The organism is Lapidilactobacillus gannanensis, from assembly GCF_003946675.1.
In the GTDB taxonomy this organism is placed as follows: Bacteria; Bacillota; Bacilli; order Lactobacillales; family Lactobacillaceae; genus Lapidilactobacillus; species Lapidilactobacillus gannanensis.
Genome location: NZ_RHOT01000001.1, coordinates 17,947 through 35,375, shown reverse-complemented (window position 1 = coordinate 35,375; position 17,429 = coordinate 17,947). Strand labels below are relative to the sequence as shown.

Genomic DNA, 17,429 nt, shown 5'->3' with positions numbered 1-17,429 from the left:
CGTCTCCTTAAAGAATTGATTGATTATAACTGGCTAAATTCTGCCAGGCTGATTGCTGTTGTTGCTTAAACTCTGGCTGCTGGACAAGTTTCTGTAGCCTTGAACCAACTAATTGGTAGCCATGTTGTTGCAAAGTACCGTTAATTTGTTGCTGAACTTGCGTGCTATTGCTTGCAGCCGGTAAAAAGTCACTTAAGTTAGCCATTACTTGCGGTTGAACCAGAGGAAAATCCGGTGATTGGCCTTGGCTTAACTGATAAAATTTGGCCATGGTAGCGCCTCGAGTTTGTTGTGAACCTGTCACACTAAGATAAAGCATGATAGCAGTAGCGCCGCGACTACGCCGTTGCGCAATGCCGGCAATTTTGCGTCCGTGAATACTTAAATCGTAAGTTCCGGGACAATAAGAGTGTTTGATTTCACCAGTTTCAATTGGTAATGTTGGCCAACTAGCCTGAATCAACTCACTTAGAAGTTGATAGCCTTGACTGATAGTCAGCTCAAAGGTGTTAGGCAATAATAAAGAGAGGTTTAGCACACCTTGATCACTGACCACACCAAGTCCCCCAGAATTACGATAAAAATAGGACCAGCCTTGCTGATGAAGAAAATCGAGACCAGCTTGAACATTTGGCAGTCGCTGATCACGTAACCCTAAAATGATTGTTTGTGGTAAAGTCCAATAATGGAGCATGGGCCGCTGGGTTTGATTCACTAATTGCATGAATAACTGTGTGTCAGCAAATGGCTGCCAACGAGTTGCGATAGCATAGTCGGTTTGATAAAAATCGAGTACTTGAGGTAATTTTGTCAGCATTATTTCACCACACGATTGAATAATTATTGGACTATGTATAGTATAGCTTAATAAAGTTAGCCTGCGCAAAGAAATTGCTAGGGAAGTCTACTAATTTAAGTGGCTGGTAACGCGCGCAACTTCAAATGGCTGATATTTAGTTAGGGGTTTACCCAGATTGGCCAGCAGGAAAGCTACCATGGTATCTTGCAGGCGCTAGTAATGATTAGCTGACTTGCAAGTTGCTGAGGCTACCCTTAGAATTAAGAGAGTGTCAGAGCTATTAAGGATGATGTAGAAAGAAATGAGGGATGATCGATGGTGCCACACACAGCCATCCAGGTCCAACTAACGACCAAAATTGACCAAGGGGGTGTCATTGAAACCCACCAATTCACTGAAACTGGTGAGCTAACGCAAAAAGGAACAACACTTTATTTGCGTTATCAAGAACATCAAGGTGAGCAGCCTGCGGTGCCAGTGACGTTCAAGCTTCAAACTGATCAGTTACTGCTAACTCGCGGTACAACGGAATTACGTTCACAACTATTGTTTCAGGAACAGCAAACGACCACCGGACAATACCAAACCGTCTATGGCAACTTGGCGCTGACAACGCAAACAACAAAGTTTCAAGTTGAGCTCGACCTGCCGCATTTAACCGGTCAAATAGCAGTTGATTATCAGCTGTTTAGTGGTGATAACTTGTTAGGAAAATATGAATTACGATTGATTTTCAATAAATAGGCGAGTATTATTAAGGATAGACTGCTGAAAGGATGTGTCCCCAATGGAATTAGACGTTTTTGCGGGCCAAAAAAAATCCGAATTATCGATGATCGAAGTCGCTCACGCCATCTTGGAAGTGCGCGGTGAAGCAATGCCTTTTGCTGATCTCGTTAACGAATTACAAAGTTATTTAGGTGCTAGCGATACAGAAATTCGAAGTCGCTTAGGCCAGTTTTATACGGATTTAAATATGGATGGTAGCTTTATTTCTTTAGGTGAGAACGTTTGGGGTCTCCGTGAATGGTACTCATACGAATCCATTGATGAAGAAGTCAACCATCCTGAAGACGATGAGGAACGCCCACGTAAGAAGCGTCGTCGTAAGGTTAATGCCTTCTTGGCTGATGTCTCTGATGATGATGATGTCATTGATTACAATGATGATGATCCTGAAGATAATGATGACGCCGACGATGATGAAGATGTTGAACCAACTGATGATGACGAAGATGATGATGAAACAACCACGAAATCAAATGACTTTAAGAACAATCTAAACCATCTCGATGAACCAAGCGATGATGATGAAGATGACAATGAGTTGGATGATGGGATCGAAGGTCAATTATCTGAATTCAACGATGATGAATTAGTTGATAATACTGATGCTGATTTCAGTTCTGATGATGATGAAGATCAAGATGACGATGACGACGAAGATGATTCGGATTCAGAATCAGACGATGATTCCGCTAACAAGTAAGATTAATTGAAAAATCTGCTAAATCAGCTTGACGCCCAGCTAATTTTTCGGTAGGATATTTTTTGGGCACCTTAGTTTTTATTTTAAAACGACGATTATGCTGCAAGCTCCCTATTCTCAGAATAGGGGGCTTGTTTTAGTTTTTGAGAGTGCTCAAGGTGACGGTTAGCTTCTGAGCATTAACATGAATTTTTTGATAATCAGGTTAATGATTATCAAAAATTACTTGTTAAGCGGAAGAAGTTGTCACTTTGAGCACGTTTCAGAAGTCGATTAAGCGGAGGTCACTGCTGGCCACAACACGTTTCAAAATCGTTGTTTAAATAATCGTTCTTAGGACCGACCTCGTGGAGAAAAATAGAAGGAGTGTCAAAATGACCAAATATATTTTTGTGACTGGTGGAGTTGTTTCATCTTTAGGTAAAGGAATTGTAGCTGCCTCTTTAGGCCGACTTTTGAAAAATCGGGGCTTAAAAGTAACGATGCAGAAATTTGACCCTTACATCAATATCGATCCCGGCACAATGAATCCTTATCAGCACGGTGAAGTTTTTGTCACCAATGATGGCGCAGAAACCGATCTGGATTTAGGTCATTATGAACGCTTCATTGATAATGATCTCAATAAATACTCAAATGTCACTACTGGTAAGATTTACTCTGAAGTGCTACAAAAAGAACGTAAGGGCGATTACAATGGTGCCACTGTCCAGGTTATTCCTCATATTACCAATATGATCAAGGATCGCATCATGCGCGCTGCCAATACAACCGATTCTGATGTGATTATTACTGAAGTTGGTGGGACCGTTGGCGATATTGAGTCCTTGCCTTATTTGGAAGCTTTGCGGCAAATGAAGTCACAAGTTGGTGCTGAGAATGTTATTTATATCCATACAACTTTGATTCCTTACTTGCGCGCTGCCGGCGAAATGAAAACAAAGCCGACCCAGCATAGTGTGAAGGAATTACGTGGCTTGGGAATTCAACCCAATATTTTAGTCGTTCGGACTGAACAAGCAATTTCTCAAGAAATGCGGGATAAAATTGCCTTATTCTGTGATGTTGATCCTGAAGCAGTGATTGAATCACGTGACGTTTCAACCTTATATTCAATTCCGTTAAACTTACAAAAGCAACACATGGATCAAATTGTCTGCGATTATTTGTATTTGGATACCCCAACTGCTGATATGACCCAATGGCAAAAGCTGGAAGATCGGGTCCAACATTTAAATCATAAAACCAAAATCACATTGGTTGGTAAATATGTTGAGCTGCAAGACGCCTATATTTCAATTACTGAGGCGCTTAAGCATGCGGGCTATATGTATGACTCTGATATTGAACTCGTTAAAGTTCAAGCTGAGGATGTGACCGAAGAGAATATTGCTGAATTAATGGGTGATACTCAAGGCATTTTAGTGCCTGGTGGTTTCGGTAATCGTGGCCTTGAAGGTAAAATTACGGCCATCAAATATGCGCGCGAACATAATATTCCTTTCCTAGGTATTTGTTTAGGGATGCAGATGGCTTGTGTCGAATTTGCCCGCAATGTCTTAAATTACCAAGATGCTGATAGTACCGAAGTTAATCCGGGAACAAAGCATCGCATTATTGACTTAATGGCTGATCAAGCTGATGTGGAAAACATTGGTGGTACTTTACGCTTAGGGTTATATCCATGTAAATTGAAGAAGGGCTCTGTTGCTGCGGCGGCTTATGGCAATCAAAGTGTTATCCAAGAGCGTCATCGTCATCGTTATGAATTCAATAATCAATATCGCGAAGAAATGGAAGCTCATGGGATGGTCTTCTCAGGCGTGTCACCGGATAACCGCTTAGTTGAAGTCATCGAATTACCAAAACAGAAATTCTTCGTAGCGGCGCAATACCATCCTGAATTTTTGTCCCGACCAATGCGCCCTGAAGGCTTGTTCAAGGCCTTCGTCAAAGCAGCTTCAGATTTACCAGAACATCCATGGTAAAATAGTGCCGCGACTTCCTCACCAATAGCGTTAGTGGTGGGACGATAAAACAGTCATAAATGCAATATCGTGTTGACACTTCTGCCATAGAAGTTGTTAACACGATATTTTTTTGTTTCAAACTATTAATAAATTCAAGTTTGGCTGGGCAAACTTAGCTAATTTAGTGAGCTTTTCTACGAAAATCTCAAATTCGAGGCTTATTGTAAGTGCTAAAGCACCAACAATAATTTCACTGCTTCTCGCAAAATCGCTCGTACGCAAAGAACTCCCCTTCTCTGACGCTAATCGCCCAGCCACCACCGGTATAAACTAACAGAACGGATTACCACTACTTGGAAAAGCAGATTGGTGTGAACTAATAGTTTGATTGACAAGTTTTCTGAAGCTGACCAAATCAGTCCGTTACAGAATTGTCGATTGATTAATAATCAGAAAGTCTTGGTTTTACTATTCAAACTTGATATCAGTCTGACCGAGTTGAGTAACTCCACAAGGACAGCCTTATTTACTAATAATTGTGAAAGGCACAAATTCAACTCCAGACGGAATAGCGGGCGTGGTTGTCAGCCAATGGGTTTGTATTTGCGTACGAGCTTGCGAGAAGCAGCCAAATTTGTCTTGCTACTTTAGCAGTTAGACAAAGGGCTGTATTTGAGATTGTTGCGTTAGCAATAAGCTCAAATCAATCCCGGCAGCGTTCCACAACCAAAACGCCCGCAATGGCGTCAAACGCAATTCTGTTTTAAAACAGTACTGTAGTTTGAACTTTTGGGCTCGTGGTCTAGCGGTGAATTTAGCAATTAGCAAGGTGAAAATATTTATTTACAGAAAGTTTAAGTATTTGGCAAGTGTATCAAGTCTTGATTTCAGGCGTTACGGCGTTATATCAAACTAGTTACAGACCAAGTGATGGCCCTTGTATTTTCAGTAAAAATTCTTTATCATATGTAGTGATGACTCGTTCGAAATTTAGAACGCATCTGAAGCTTTGGGCTTCATTACTCGTGAACGTTTTTATTGAACTGACTTTATAACCGAAATAATAATTAATTAAAATAAATGACTGATAAAAGACGATAAGGAACCTGCCGCATGAAAAAAATGATTATTCACGGGGGAAAGAAACTTTCTGGTGAAGTTGCTATTGATGGTGCTAAGAATAGCACTGTTGCCATTATTCCAGCTGCTATTCTCTCAGAATCCAAAGTGAAGTTGGATAGTGTTCCTCATATTCAAGATGTCGACAATTTACGGGCAATTTTGGCTGACATGAATGTTTCCTCGACCCTTAATGATTGTTGCTTAGAAATAGATCCAACACAAATTATCTCGAAACCATTACCAAATGGTAAAATTAAAAGTTTACGTGCTTCTTATTACTTTATGGGTGCGTTGTTAGGACGCTTTGGTCGGGCAATTGTTGGCTTGCCTGGTGGCGATGATATTGGTCCGCGACCGATCGATCAACATATTAAGGGCTTTGAAGCCTTAGGCGCAACGGTTAGCAATGAACATGGGGCAATGTTTATCCAGGCGCCAGATGATGGGCTTCATGGCGCCAAAATTTATTTTGATATGGCTTCCGTTGGCGCTACCGTCAATGTTATTTTGGCTGCAGTGAGAGCAACTGGGACGACCATTATTGAAAATGTGGCTAAAGAGCCGGAAATTATTGATTTAGCAACTTTTCTAAATAACATGGGTGCGCGAATTCGTGGTGCTGGGACTGACACTATTCGGATTGAAGGGGTGCCTCATCTGTATGCCACGAATTCTCATACGATTATTCCTGACCGGATAGAAGCAGGAACTTATTTGTCATTGGCCGCAGCTGTTGGTAATGGTATTACTGTTAAAAATATTATTAGTGAACATTTGGATTCTTTCCTAGCTAAAATGGAAGAAATTGGTGTTCAATTTGATATCGTAGAAGATAGTATTTATGTTTACCCAACTGGCGATTTAAAGATGGTTACCATTAAAACGATGCCTTATCCTGGCTTTGCAACAGATTTACAGCAACCAATCACGCCGTTACTTTTAAAAGCGCAAGGTGAGGGTATGATTGTTGATACGCTTTATCCACGCCGAGTTCGGCACGTACCGGAATTAGTTCGCATGGGCGCAAATATCTCTGTAGAAAATGATGTGATTTTATTACATCATACAGCTAAGTTGCAAGGAACTGATGTTAATGCTGATGAAATCCGTGCTGGTGCAGCGTTAATGATTGCTGGATTAATGGCGGATGGCACCACGACGATTCATAAAGTTGAAAATATTCTACGTGGTTATGGCGATGTTGTTCAGAAATTGCGGAAGCTTGGCGCTGATGTGGCAATTGTTGATGAAGAAAGTACTACTAGTGAGACAACTGATCCTGTCGCAGTTTTAGAGAAAAAAGCATTGTAATCATAGTTGCTTTATGCTAATATTATGTATTGTCAGGTTATTTACGTAAATTGGACTCTAGTGTAGCAAATACATTAGGGAAAAGGAGTAAGGAATTATGAAAAAAGGTATTCATCCAGATTATCATAAAGTAGTTTTCATGGACTCAGCAACAGGTTTCAAATTTGTTTCTGGTTCAACTAAAAACTCTAAAGAAACAATCGAATTTGAAGGCGAAACTTTGCCATTAGTTCGTGTTGAAATTTCTTCAGATTCACATCCATTCTACACTGGTAAGCAAAAGTTTACTCAAGCAGATGGTCGTGTCGATCGTTTCAACAAGAAGTATGGTTTGAACAAGTAAGCCAAACTTTGATGGTTTTAAGACTAGGTTCTTGGTATCTTACCGAGGGCCTAGTTTTTTTATCGCGCAATAATATGCTCAAGTTGATATTTGGCTTGAAAAAAATCTTCATTTGGAGTATTTTTATAGTTTCAAGACTGTCAATTTATAAATCAGATTATTGCGAGGTGACGACGAAACATAACCGGAGTAGCGACCCACTTCGGCTGATGGCAATACTGGGTCTTAGTAATAATAATTTATTTAGATAAAAGTATTAGGCTAAGTTAATTGCTAATTTCCTGATTTGATTGAAATGTGTTCGGGGCAACAAATGGCTAGGCCTAACTTAAATAATGCTTCGATCTGGTTGCACCAGCTCAAATCATTATTTGAAGTTAGGCTACGCCAAAAGAGCGTTGCCCCTCACACTCTTTTCTATTGGCTATTGTTTCTTAAAAGGGTAGAATAGAGCTTATATCAGGATTTTAGTAGTTGCTTTATCTATGCTTAGATGATTTTTAGGAGGTCAACAATTTATGAAACTTTACCTCATGTATGGTGGACGGACAGTTGAGCATGATGTGACGGTTATGAGTACTCGGTCCGCTTTAGGGGCAATTGATTATCAAAAGTATCAAGTTATTCCAGTTTACATCACTCATCAGGCTCAATTTATTAAGGGGTTACCTTTGACTGCGCCAGTGGCTGCTGAGATTAACTTGAAGCTTGAGGTTGCTGATCATGCTGAATGGCAAGCGGCGCCAGCACTGTCTTTAGGTACTAAGTTTGATTTTGATGAGATCACTAATGCTGACGATGCAGTTGTTTTTCCAATGATTCATGGGACTTTTGGTGAAGATGGTACGATTCAGGGTTTGCTTGAAGTATTAAATGTTCCTTATGTGGGGTCCGAGATTCGGGCATCAGCTGTAGCAATGGATAAAATTATGTCGAAAATTATTTTTGACGAATTTGGTATTCCACAAGTGCCTTATGTACCAGTTTTGGCCAATCATTTTGAAAAAGCGGCAGATAAACAAGCAATCCTTGATCAAATTGCTGAAAAGTTAGGCTTTCCAGTTTATGTTAAGCCTGCCAATGCCGGCTCCAGTATTGGGGTCAGCAAGTGTTTAGACAAAGAGGCTTTAGCGGCTGACATTGAGGCTGCTTTTAAATATGATGATCGTGTCATTGTTGAGTTTGCTGTTCATAAGGCGCGAGAACTTGCCGTCGGTATTTTAGGCAACAATCATCCTAAGGCATCGATTGCTGGTGAAATTGGTAAGAAACAAGACTTCTACGACTATGAATCTAAATTTGTTGATGGTACGACGAAGTTAATTATTCCGGCTGCTATTAATGGCGTTCAGTTAGCTGATGTTCAGAAGTATGCCATCACGGCCTTTAATGCTGTTGGTGGCGCTGGTTTAACACGGGCTGATTTCTTCTTGGCTGAAGATGGACAGGTTTATATGAACGAGATTCAAACGATGCCTGGTTTTACCGAGTTTTCAATGTATCCTTATTTGTGGCAAGCTAGTGGTGTTAGTTACCCTGAATTAATTGACCAATTGATTCAGTTAGGGTTAGAACGTTATCAAGTGAAACATCAGATTGCTGCTAACTTGTAATAATAAAAGTTGTAGTTGATTTGAAATATGGGTTTTTATTGTGAGGTTCCTAGTTTAAATGAAAATGACATTATCTGAAATTGCGCAGGCAATTGGTGCAGTGATTCCAGAACAACAAGCAACAAAATATCAAACAACAATTGTGACCAGCATTGCTATTGATAGTCGCAAAGCGCAGACAAATAGTTTATTTGCACCATTGAAGGATCAGCGTGATGGTCATGACTTTGTGGAAAATGCTAAAGCAGCTGGTGCTGTGGCAACATTTTGGCAAACTGGTCATCCGAATCAACCTAGTGACATTATCGTGATCGAGGTTGATGATGTTTTAACTGCTATGCAGTGTTTAGCTAAGTATTATTTGATGAAGGTCAATCCTAAAGTGGTGGCGATTACTGGTAGTAATGGTAAAACCACGACGAAGGATATGACGGCGGCCATTCTTGCAACCCAGCATAATGTGACGAAGACAATTGCTAATTTCAATAATGAAATTGGTGTTCCGCTAACCATTCTAGCTATGGAGACTAATACTGAGGTTCTTGTGGTGGAAATGGGTATGGATCGTCCCGGCCAACTGACCTTCTTAAGTAATTTAGTTGAACCTGATGTGGCGGTTATCACCATGATTGGTGAGGCACATATTGAGTTCTTTGGGACTCGCGATAAAATTGCTGATGCTAAGATGGAGATTACCAGTGGCTTGAAGGAAGATGGCCTGTTGATTATCAATGGGGATGAACCTTTGTTGACCACGCGGGCAAAGAAATTTGAACCGCGAACTTTTGGTCTTACACAGACGAATTATCTTTATCCAGAAAAAGTGGCGCTAACTCAAGATCACAGCGAATTTAAAGTAAATCGTTGGCCCGATGTCACTTTTACTGTTCCTTTGCTGGGTGAATTTAACGTGATGAATGCGCTGGCAGCTTTGTTAGTTGGTCGCCACTATCATGTCCATCCTGAGAAAATGGCTCAAGCCTTGGCTAATTTTCAGCCGACGGAAAATCGTACCCAGTGGCTTAAGGGCGATGCTGGAGAAATGATTCTAAGTGATGTTTACAATGCTAATCCAACGGCCACTAAAGAAGTACTACGTAGTTTTGTTAAAGTGCCAGCAACTGGTCGTCATATTGTTGTCTTGGGTGATATGTTGGAATTAGGTGAGCAGGCGCCCAAGCTACATGCTGAGCTGGCTGACGAGATTATGCCTCAACAAGTTCAAGAAGTTTATTTGTACGGTAATCTCATGGCAGCGTTACAAGCACGTCTGGTCAAGGTCTATCCTGCTGCCCAGTTGCACTACTATCCGCAAGATCAGCAGTCAGCATTAATCGCTGATTTAAAAGATAATGTTCATTTTGGTGATACGGTCTTACTTAAAGCTAGTAATGGCATGAAACTAAATCAAGTTTTAGCAGCTTTACGTTAGCAGCTGCTCCTGATAGCAAGTAATAAAAAAATACGAAGCGGCAACGTAAATTAGTTTTAGAGAAAAGTAATTAATAATTAAAGCTTTGGTTGCAAAAGTCAATCGTTTCCGCTCAATGACAAGCGATTTTAACAAAAGACAATCAGTCGCTGAGCGGTGGCATAAAATAACGAACAATTCTGCATTTTGCTAGAATTGCTCGTTATTTTTACGTTAAGCGGCGTCGGTTGCCGTTTGAGAACACGTTTGATCCGGTGGTGTTCGTTTTATTTTTTGGAGAATAGACTGATGTTCCAGCCGCCTTTTTTGCTTATGCCTATTAGATAAGCTTCTTTATGGCAGCTTGCACGCAGGTTTAATTTGGTCAGTGGCGATTCTTATGAAAGAATCCTGGCAAATATTGATGCTTAATAAAAAAATAATCTCTTTCGCAAAAAAATTGACGAGACAATCTTGCGCACGTTTTCAGAAAACACAGTCGAGTATTTTGCTTGTGGTTTTCACGTTAAAATGTTAGTATATGAAGAACGCCCTATAAGTAGCGTTGAAGAAAAAAGTGATTGCAAACAGATATGTAAGTAGATTCATTTGTCGAGAAATTGTCTGCTGTGTTGTGATTGTTTTTTTCAATACAGAGGAGGACCTTTCTTGAAATTTTCAGAATTAAATCTTGAACCCGCATTACTCAAAAGTGTTGAGCGTGCCGGTTTTGATGAAGCAACACCGATTCAAGCACAAACCATTCCTTTAGTTTTGGCTGGCGATGATGTTTTAGGCCAAGCTCAAACAGGTACTGGTAAAACTGCAGCTTTTGGTTTACCAATCGCTCAAAAAGTTGATTTAGATGAACCAGATATCCAAGCATTAGTCATTTCACCAACGCGTGAATTAGCAATGCAAACCCAAGAAGAAATTCAACGGTTAGGCGGTATCAAACGAGTCAAAGCACAAGTCGTTTATGGTGGCTCAGATATTGGTCGACAAATTCGTAACTTGAAGAACCATCCCCAAGTACTAGTTGGGACACCTGGTCGTTTGTTAGACCATATTAATCGTCGTACTGTTAAGCTAGACCATATTAAGACAGTCGTGCTTGATGAAGCAGATGAAATGTTAGACATGGGTTTTGTAGAAGATATCGAAAGTATCTTGACCCACGTTCCTAATGAGCATCAAACGCTGTTATTCTCAGCAACAATGCCTAAACAAATTATGAGTATTGCGGAACGTTTCATGAACAATCCGCAAATTGTTAAAATTAAGTCTAAAGAATTAACTGCTGATTTAATTGATCAGTATTATATTCGTGCAAAGGAATTTGAACGTTTTGATATTATGACACGTCTCTTCGACGTTCAAAATCCCAAATTAGCTTTGATCTTTGGTCGTACAAAACGTCGTGTTGACGAATTGACTAAGGGATTACAAGCTCGCGGTTACAATGCTGAAGGTATCCACGGTGATTTAACTCAGCAAAAGCGGATGAGTGTATTACGTCAATTTAAGAATGGTGAATTACAATTCTTAGTTGCCACAGATGTTGCTGCTCGTGGTCTTGATATTAGTGGTGTGACTCATGTGTATAACTACGATATTCCTCAAGATCCTGATAGCTATGTTCATCGGATTGGTCGGACTGGCCGGGCCGGTGCTACCGGGGTTGCAGTAACCTTTATTGCCCCTAATGAAACCAGCTACCTTCGTGGTATCGAGGACTTAACTCGGGTGCGCATTACACCGTTGAAGCCACCTACGGCTAAAGAAGCACTTCACGGCCAAGTTCAAGCAGCTTTGAAAGAAGTTGCTAATATTGCTGAAAATCAGGACTTGGCACGTTTTGAAGGTGCAGCTAGCGACTTATTGGAGAAGTATTCACCAGAAGAATTAGCAGCTATTTTATTGCGTTCGATGGTAACTGATCCAAGTTCAGTACCAGTTCATATTGCGCCAGAACGACCATTACCAAGCCGTAAGACGTCACGTAATAGTCGTGGCAATGGCCATGGCAACAGTCATGGTGGTCATCGTAATGGTGGTGGTTATCGTGGTAATCGCGGCGGCAATGGCCGTGGTGATCATCGTGAAGGTGGCTACCGTCATGATCGTGACCGCGATAGCAGTCGTCGTAATGGTGGCAATCATAGTAGTAATCACAATAGTCGTGGTAATAATAACCATGGCAATCGTGGTCATGAAGGTTCTGGCAAACGTCAATTTACAATTCGTAAAAATAACGACTAATTCAAGCTTAGTGTTATGACGACCATCAATTGTTAAATTAGAGCAGCTTCACTGACTTGTTAATTCAAGTTGGTGAAGCTTTTTTTTATTATTTTGTTGACTGTTAATTATAAAATGATGTTGGAGGGCTTGCTGCCGTTTGAGCCGAAGCAACGTCAGATTGTATTCCGAGCTATTTGCCGTGGCATCCAGGCTGACGCAATGCTGTTTCAAAACTGATCAAAGTACGGCCAACTACACTTTAAAGTTGCCGTTATTATTGGTGAATTGTTTTCATCTAAAAACAATTGATGTTTACTTAAGTTAATGATGAGCCCATGTTATAATGAAAAACGACTTCAGTGATTAAACTAGATTGGTTCCTAAATGAGGTAAATAGTCGCACTTAAGAATAGAAGCGTGTAAACTAAAAGTAAATTGAAAGTAAGGGTGGCTGGCGATGATTTATGGTTTGGGAATCGATTTAACTGAAATTGGGCGGATTCAACAGGCAGTTGCTCATAATGCCCGCTTCGTGACAAAAGTTTTAACACCTGCAGAAGTAACTATTTACCGGCAACTAAGTGGGCCGCGACAATGGGAGTTTCTTGCTGGCCGTTTTTCTGCGAAAGAAGCTTATAGTAAAGCCTATGGCACTGGTTTAGGACGTGTAAGTTTGCAGGACGTGACAATTCTGAATGACCAGTTGGGCAAGCCAATCATTACTGAACAGCCATTCACGGCAGGATCGGCATTTGTATCGATTTCGCACACAGCCACCTTAGTGATGACTGAAGTGATTTTAGAAGAGGAAAAGAGTAGAGAATAATGCAAACATCATATTTACGACCAACTTATGTTGAAATCGATCAAGAAGCAATTTATCAAAATGTTCATCAAGAAAAAGAGCGTTTACCAAAGGATACGGCCTTATTTGCAGTAGTTAAAGCGGATGCTTATGGCCATGGTTTGTTACCAGTAGCGCGTGTTTGTCGCAAGGCAGGGGCAACTGGGTTCTGTGTGGCCACTTTAGATGAAGCTTTGGTGTTACGAGACGCGCAAATCGTTGAACCAATTTTGGTATTGGGTATTACTAGTGTTCAAGAAGCCGCAATTGCGGCCAGTCAAAATATTTCGTTAACCGTTGCTGACGAGCAATGGTTAGTGACTGCGACTGAATTACTCGACCAGACGCCAGGTTTGCCACCGTTAGCAGTTCATTTGGCAGTTGACTCTGGCATGGGGCGGATCGGCTTTACGGAACCTGATGCTTTATTGGCAACTGCCGAGTTTCTGCAAAGTCACCAAGCTGAGTTTGACTTTGAAGGTATTTTTACTCATTTTGCCACTGCTGATCAAGTTGATGAAACCTACTTTAAGCAGCAGGTTGCTAAATTCAAAGCGATGGTGGCAATACTACCAGAACGGCCACATTACGTTCACGTAGCCAATTCAGCAACAAGTTTATGGCATACGGACTTGGTTTCTAATCTCATTCGTTTTGGGGTTGCTATTTATGGTTTGAATCCATCTGGGACGGCATTATCGGAACCATATCCATTAAAGCCAGCTTTGTCGTTATATAGTGAGTTGGTTTATGTTAAGCAGATTCATGCGGGTGATGGCGTTAGCTATGGCGCCACTCACATTGCTAAGCAAGATGAATGGATCGGGACTTTGCCGATTGGTTATGCTGATGGCTGGTTACGGCGCATGAGTGGGATGTCTGTTTTGATCAATGGTCAACGCTGTCAAATTGTAGGTCGAGTTTGCATGGATCAAATGATGGTCCTATTACCTAAGGAATTACCAGTGGGGACGAAGGTTACTTTAATTGGCAAAGATGGTGATGATGAAATCACGATGCAAGAAGTCGCTGATTATGCCCACACGATTCATTATGAGATTGCTTGTGGTTTGAAGAACCGAATTCCGCGACACTATTTACCATGTCGTGCCTAAAATGTTATATAATTAAACTAATGGTTAAAGGCCGCCAGACAAATGTTTGGCGGCCTTTATTAATTTAATGATTCTAACCAAGGGAGATTGTAGCATTAGGAGGTGAAATTATGGAACAAACAATTAAGCGTGGTGATATTTATTTTGCTGATTTATCGCCAGTGATTGGTTCTGAACAGGGCGGTATGCGACCGGTATTAATTGTTCAGAATGATGTTGGTAATCATTATAGTCCAACAGTTGTTATAGCCGCGATCACTGCTAAGATAACCAAGCCTAAGATGCCGACTCATGTGGGAATCACGCCAGATCAAGATGGAATTGAGCGGGATTCAGTAATTCTCTTGGAGCAAGTCCGAACGATTGATAAGCAGCGGCTAAAAGAAAGAGTCTCGCACTTATCAGCTGCAAAAATGATGGCAGTTGATCAAGCTTTGGCAATTAGTTTAGGCTTAGTGGAAAGCTAATTATTACATAGATTTCAGGATGAATTTATTTGGGAAAGGATGTTTGTTGTGGTCAAACGATTACTTAGTGCCAATTCTTCAGAGATTTTAGCAATGACAGCTTCTGAATTAAAAGCGGCGATTCAAGCCAATGAGGGCCGGACGATCCTTTCGGAAAATGTGGTGGTCCATGAACCCTTAGCCGAAACGATTACCAATGCTGAAGTTGCCAGTGCTTTTGGTGCTGACTTGATTTTGTTGAATCATTTTGATGTCCAGCATCCCTTTATCTTAGGCTTAAATGACGGCGAGAATAGTTTAGCCAATGTTCATGATGATTTGGCAGCAATCCAGCAGTTAAAGCATTTAGTTGGTCGCCCTGTTGGGATTAATTTGGAACCAATAGCGCCACAAGCTCAGATGTTATCTGAGAAGTTACCAATTGCATTGGGGCGCCAAGCTAATGCAGCCACTGTTAAAAAGGCAACTGAATTAGGAGTTGACTTTATTTGCTTGACTGGCAATCCAGGTACTGGTGTGGATAATGCGACAATTATTGCCACTTTACGTGAAGTACGGGCCAACTTCTCTGGCTTGATTATTGCTGGGAAAATGCATAGCGCAGGTGTTAATGAACCAATTATTGATTCCCAAGTATTAACAGACTTGATCGACGCTGGCGCTGATATTATTTTGGTTCCAGCAGTGGGAACAGTACCTGGTTTCGATGCCGCAACTCTAACGGCAATCGTTGGTCAGGCTCACCAGCATGGTGCTTTGGTGATGTCGGCAATTGGCACCAGTCAAGAAAGTGCTACAACGAGTGTTATTGAAACGATTGCCTTACAAAATAAAATCTGTGGTGTTGATATTCAACATATTGGTGATGCAGGTGCAGCCGGTATGGCACCGGTGGAGAATATTTTAGCATTAAGCAAGACAATTCGTGGTCAGCGTCATACTTTGAAACAGATGGCGCGGTCGATTAATCGATAAGAGAATTTGACTTGCGCCAAAATGTCCGTGAGAGAAATTTTCGTTTGCTTGCGCCTATTTAAATAAAAAAAGACAGGAACACGTGTGCTGACTTGATAGCATCCACACGTTCCTGTCTTTTTAATTAATGAATGAAAGATAAAAATTAAATCGCGTTTTTTTCGTTACGAATTGTTTCACCAGATTGTAAATCATCAATTTCAACGACCCGATATTCCTTACGCTCTAGACGTTCAACAATATCAGCCAAAGTTTTCCGTTTCAAACCGGCGGGTAAAGTAATTAACGTCCGACGAACGAAAGTGCCTTTTTTAGCATCTAAAGTTAAGATACCAGCAATTGAACTGTATTTAGAAATAATCTTTGACATTTCTAGTAAATCACCTTGCTGGCCAGTTGACATAATCGTCAAGACATAGCTGCCGATATCCAAGTTCCAGGCTTCCGATAACATTCCTAGTAATTTAGCATGAGTTAAGATACCATAGAAGTTGTGGTTTTCATCTAGGACAGCAATATAAGGTAAGTCTTTGATATTAAAGAAGACTTTGAAGAATGGCGAGTCAAGATCAATCGTCTTGGTGGCATTTTTCAGTAAAAAGGTGACGGGTAAACTCATATCGCCGCCTTGTGATTTATGACGATAGATATGCATTTTATAAATGTTACCACGGAAAATCCGACCACTTTCATCAAGGATCGGGACACAACGGTAGCCAGAATCCTCAAGAATTTTTAAGGCCTCAGCTAAGGTCGCGTTTTCTTTAACCGTCGTTAATTTATCTTTCTTCAAGACTAAACTTTTAATTAACATGGTGGTCCTCCTTAAAAAGACTTTCTTATCGTTGTTATCATACCATAAATAGCGAAACTTTAAAATATATTAGAGAATTATTACATCTTTTGATGAAACTAAACTGTGAGGAAAATTAGAAAATGCGTAATGAAATGATGTCCCATCCAGTGGTCCACGAAAAAGTTCAGAATTTCTTACGAAACCAACCGTTGCCAATCTCACCGAAACTTGCACAAATTGAACAATGGGCTAATGAACGACGAGTACCAATTATTCCGCGAGAAACAGCAGCTTATTTATATCAACTCGTTTCGATTCAGGCGCCACAACGTATTCTTGAGGTCGGTACGGCGATTGGTTTTTCGTCCGCATTATTTGTCGAGGCTGATCCGAAAAACGTCCAGGTCACGACGATCGACCGCTTTGACACCATGTACAACCATGCCAAGGAGAATTGGCAACAGCTCGGGTATCAAGACCAAATTGACTTATTAATTGGTGATGCCGCTGATATCCTGCCCACGTTACAAACTGACTATGACCTCATCTTTCTTGATGCGGCCAAAGCTCAGTATATTAAATTTTTACCTGATGCGCTACGCTTGTTGGCGCCTAACGGTATCTTACTAATTGACGATGTTTTACAGGGCGGTACGATTTTTGACGATATTACTACCATTCGTCATCGCAATAAGGGCATCCATCGTGGCTTAAATCAATTATTGACGACTGTTTATCAGAATCCTAATTTAAATGTCAGTTTGTTGCCACTCGGGGATGGTGTGCTGCAGATTACTTGGCGGGAACATTAATCAGGATACTGCTTGGTACTTAAAAATAAGTCAATGAACGATGTTTTTTTATGGGAGTGTCATAAATGGGCCTTTCCAGAATAAGTGTCAGGTGGGTAGTAGCAGAGAGCTTGTTGAA

15 protein-coding genes are annotated in these 17,429 nt (G+C 40.8%); 13 read left to right on the top strand and 2 right to left on the bottom strand.

The genetic code is table 11. The features are described from left to right. Window positions 1-7: 7 nt before the first annotated feature. Window positions 8-817, bottom strand: a complete 810-nt coding sequence (locus tag EKM81_RS00140; RefSeq protein ID WP_125646648.1) for a lipoyl protein ligase domain-containing protein — start codon at window positions 815-817, stop codon at window positions 8-10. 297 nt (window positions 818-1,114) lie between these two features. Here EKM81_RS00140 and EKM81_RS00135 point away from each other — a divergent pair, with 297 nt between their 5' ends. From EKM81_RS00135 to EKM81_RS00080, 12 genes are all read left to right on the top strand, one after another. Further along, the gene (locus EKM81_RS00135) at window positions 1,115-1,543 is read left to right on the top strand and encodes a DUF1934 domain-containing protein (RefSeq protein ID WP_125646645.1); all 429 of its coding nucleotides are present in this window, start codon (window positions 1,115-1,117) and stop codon (window positions 1,541-1,543) included. Window positions 1,544-1,586: 43 nt separating this feature from the next. Continuing rightward, window positions 1,587-2,288, top strand: coding sequence for a DNA-directed RNA polymerase subunit delta (gene rpoE, locus EKM81_RS00130; RefSeq protein ID WP_125646641.1), 702 nt, complete (start codon window positions 1,587-1,589; stop codon window positions 2,286-2,288). A 374-nt stretch (window positions 2,289-2,662) separates the two neighbouring features. Continuing rightward, on the top strand, window positions 2,663-4,276 hold the full coding sequence (locus tag EKM81_RS00125) for a CTP synthase (protein WP_125646638.1): 1,614 nt from the start codon (window positions 2,663-2,665) through the stop codon (window positions 4,274-4,276). A 1,095-nt stretch (window positions 4,277-5,371) separates the two neighbouring features. Beyond that, window positions 5,372-6,691, top strand: a complete 1,320-nt coding sequence (locus tag EKM81_RS00120; RefSeq protein ID WP_125646635.1) for a UDP-N-acetylglucosamine 1-carboxyvinyltransferase — start codon at window positions 5,372-5,374, stop codon at window positions 6,689-6,691. A 97-nt stretch (window positions 6,692-6,788) separates the two neighbouring features. Next, window positions 6,789-7,034 (top strand): type B 50S ribosomal protein L31, encoded by a 246-nt coding sequence (locus EKM81_RS00115; protein WP_125646632.1) that lies wholly within the window; start codon window positions 6,789-6,791, stop codon window positions 7,032-7,034. A gap of 518 nt (window positions 7,035-7,552) precedes the next feature. Then, window positions 7,553-8,647 (top strand): D-alanine--D-alanine ligase family protein, encoded by a 1,095-nt coding sequence (locus tag EKM81_RS00110; RefSeq protein ID WP_125646630.1) that lies wholly within the window; start codon window positions 7,553-7,555, stop codon window positions 8,645-8,647. Window positions 8,648-8,705: 58 nt separating this feature from the next. After that, a complete protein-coding gene (locus tag EKM81_RS00105) occupies window positions 8,706-10,079 on the top strand; it encodes a UDP-N-acetylmuramoyl-tripeptide--D-alanyl-D-alanine ligase (protein WP_125646628.1) in 1,374 nt (457 codons plus the stop codon). Between the two features lie 648 nt (window positions 10,080-10,727). Then, window positions 10,728-12,320, top strand: a complete 1,593-nt coding sequence (locus tag EKM81_RS00100) for a DEAD/DEAH box helicase (RefSeq protein ID WP_125646625.1) — start codon at window positions 10,728-10,730, stop codon at window positions 12,318-12,320. Window positions 12,321-12,759: 439 nt separating this feature from the next. Then, on the top strand, window positions 12,760-13,128 hold the full coding sequence (gene acpS / locus EKM81_RS00095; RefSeq protein WP_125646622.1) for a holo-ACP synthase: 369 nt from the start codon (window positions 12,760-12,762) through the stop codon (window positions 13,126-13,128). Next, on the top strand, window positions 13,128-14,261 hold the full coding sequence (alr, locus tag EKM81_RS00090; RefSeq protein WP_125646619.1) for an alanine racemase: 1,134 nt from the start codon (window positions 13,128-13,130) through the stop codon (window positions 14,259-14,261). Before acpS ends, alr begins: the two co-directional genes overlap by 1 nt. Before the next feature lie 110 nt (window positions 14,262-14,371). Continuing rightward, window positions 14,372-14,728 carry a type II toxin-antitoxin system PemK/MazF family toxin gene (locus tag EKM81_RS00085; protein WP_125646616.1) on the top strand — a complete coding sequence of 119 codons (357 nt, stop codon included), beginning with the start codon at window positions 14,372-14,374 and terminating at the stop codon, window positions 14,726-14,728. A gap of 48 nt (window positions 14,729-14,776) precedes the next feature. Beyond that, window positions 14,777-15,703, top strand: a complete 927-nt coding sequence (locus EKM81_RS00080) for a DUF7916 family protein (RefSeq protein ID WP_125646613.1) — start codon at window positions 14,777-14,779, stop codon at window positions 15,701-15,703. 145 nt (window positions 15,704-15,848) lie between these two features. Here EKM81_RS00080 and cbpA read toward each other — a convergent pair whose 3' ends face one another. Continuing rightward, window positions 15,849-16,517 (bottom strand): cyclic di-AMP binding protein CbpA, encoded by a 669-nt coding sequence (cbpA, locus tag EKM81_RS00075; protein ID WP_125646610.1) that lies wholly within the window; start codon window positions 16,515-16,517, stop codon window positions 15,849-15,851. 122 nt (window positions 16,518-16,639) lie between these two features. Here cbpA and EKM81_RS00070 point away from each other — a divergent pair, with 122 nt between their 5' ends. Continuing rightward, complete coding sequence (locus EKM81_RS00070) at window positions 16,640-17,311, top strand: O-methyltransferase (RefSeq protein WP_125646607.1); 672 nt, start codon at window positions 16,640-16,642, stop codon at window positions 17,309-17,311. The last annotated feature ends 118 nt before the right edge of the window (window positions 17,312-17,429 follow it).

Excerpts from the sequence above, each read along its gene's own strand:
- EKM81_RS00125 (WP_125646638.1), top strand. The coding sequence starts at position 2,663 with ATGACCAAATATATTTTTGTGACTGGTGGAGTTGTTTCATCTTTAGGT.
- cbpA (WP_125646610.1), bottom strand. The coding sequence starts at position 16,517 with ATGTTAATTAAAAGTTTAGTCTTGAAGAAAGATAAATTAACGACGGTT.
- EKM81_RS00140 (WP_125646648.1), bottom strand. The coding sequence starts at position 817 with ATGCTGACAAAATTACCTCAAGTACTCGATTTTTATCAAACCGACTAT.
- EKM81_RS00105 (WP_125646628.1), top strand. The coding sequence starts at position 8,706 with ATGAAAATGACATTATCTGAAATTGCGCAGGCAATTGGTGCAGTGATT.
- rpoE (WP_125646641.1), top strand. The coding sequence starts at position 1,587 with ATGGAATTAGACGTTTTTGCGGGCCAAAAAAAATCCGAATTATCGATG.
- EKM81_RS00070 (WP_125646607.1), top strand. The coding sequence starts at position 16,640 with ATGCGTAATGAAATGATGTCCCATCCAGTGGTCCACGAAAAAGTTCAG.
- acpS (WP_125646622.1), top strand. The coding sequence starts at position 12,760 with ATGATTTATGGTTTGGGAATCGATTTAACTGAAATTGGGCGGATTCAA.
- EKM81_RS00115 (WP_125646632.1), top strand. The coding sequence starts at position 6,789 with ATGAAAAAAGGTATTCATCCAGATTATCATAAAGTAGTTTTCATGGAC.
- EKM81_RS00110 (WP_125646630.1), top strand. The coding sequence starts at position 7,553 with ATGAAACTTTACCTCATGTATGGTGGACGGACAGTTGAGCATGATGTG.
- EKM81_RS00135 (WP_125646645.1), top strand. The coding sequence starts at position 1,115 with ATGGTGCCACACACAGCCATCCAGGTCCAACTAACGACCAAAATTGAC.
- EKM81_RS00085 (WP_125646616.1), top strand. The coding sequence starts at position 14,372 with ATGGAACAAACAATTAAGCGTGGTGATATTTATTTTGCTGATTTATCG.
- EKM81_RS00120 (WP_125646635.1), top strand. The coding sequence starts at position 5,372 with ATGAAAAAAATGATTATTCACGGGGGAAAGAAACTTTCTGGTGAAGTT.
- alr (WP_125646619.1), top strand. The coding sequence starts at position 13,128 with ATGCAAACATCATATTTACGACCAACTTATGTTGAAATCGATCAAGAA.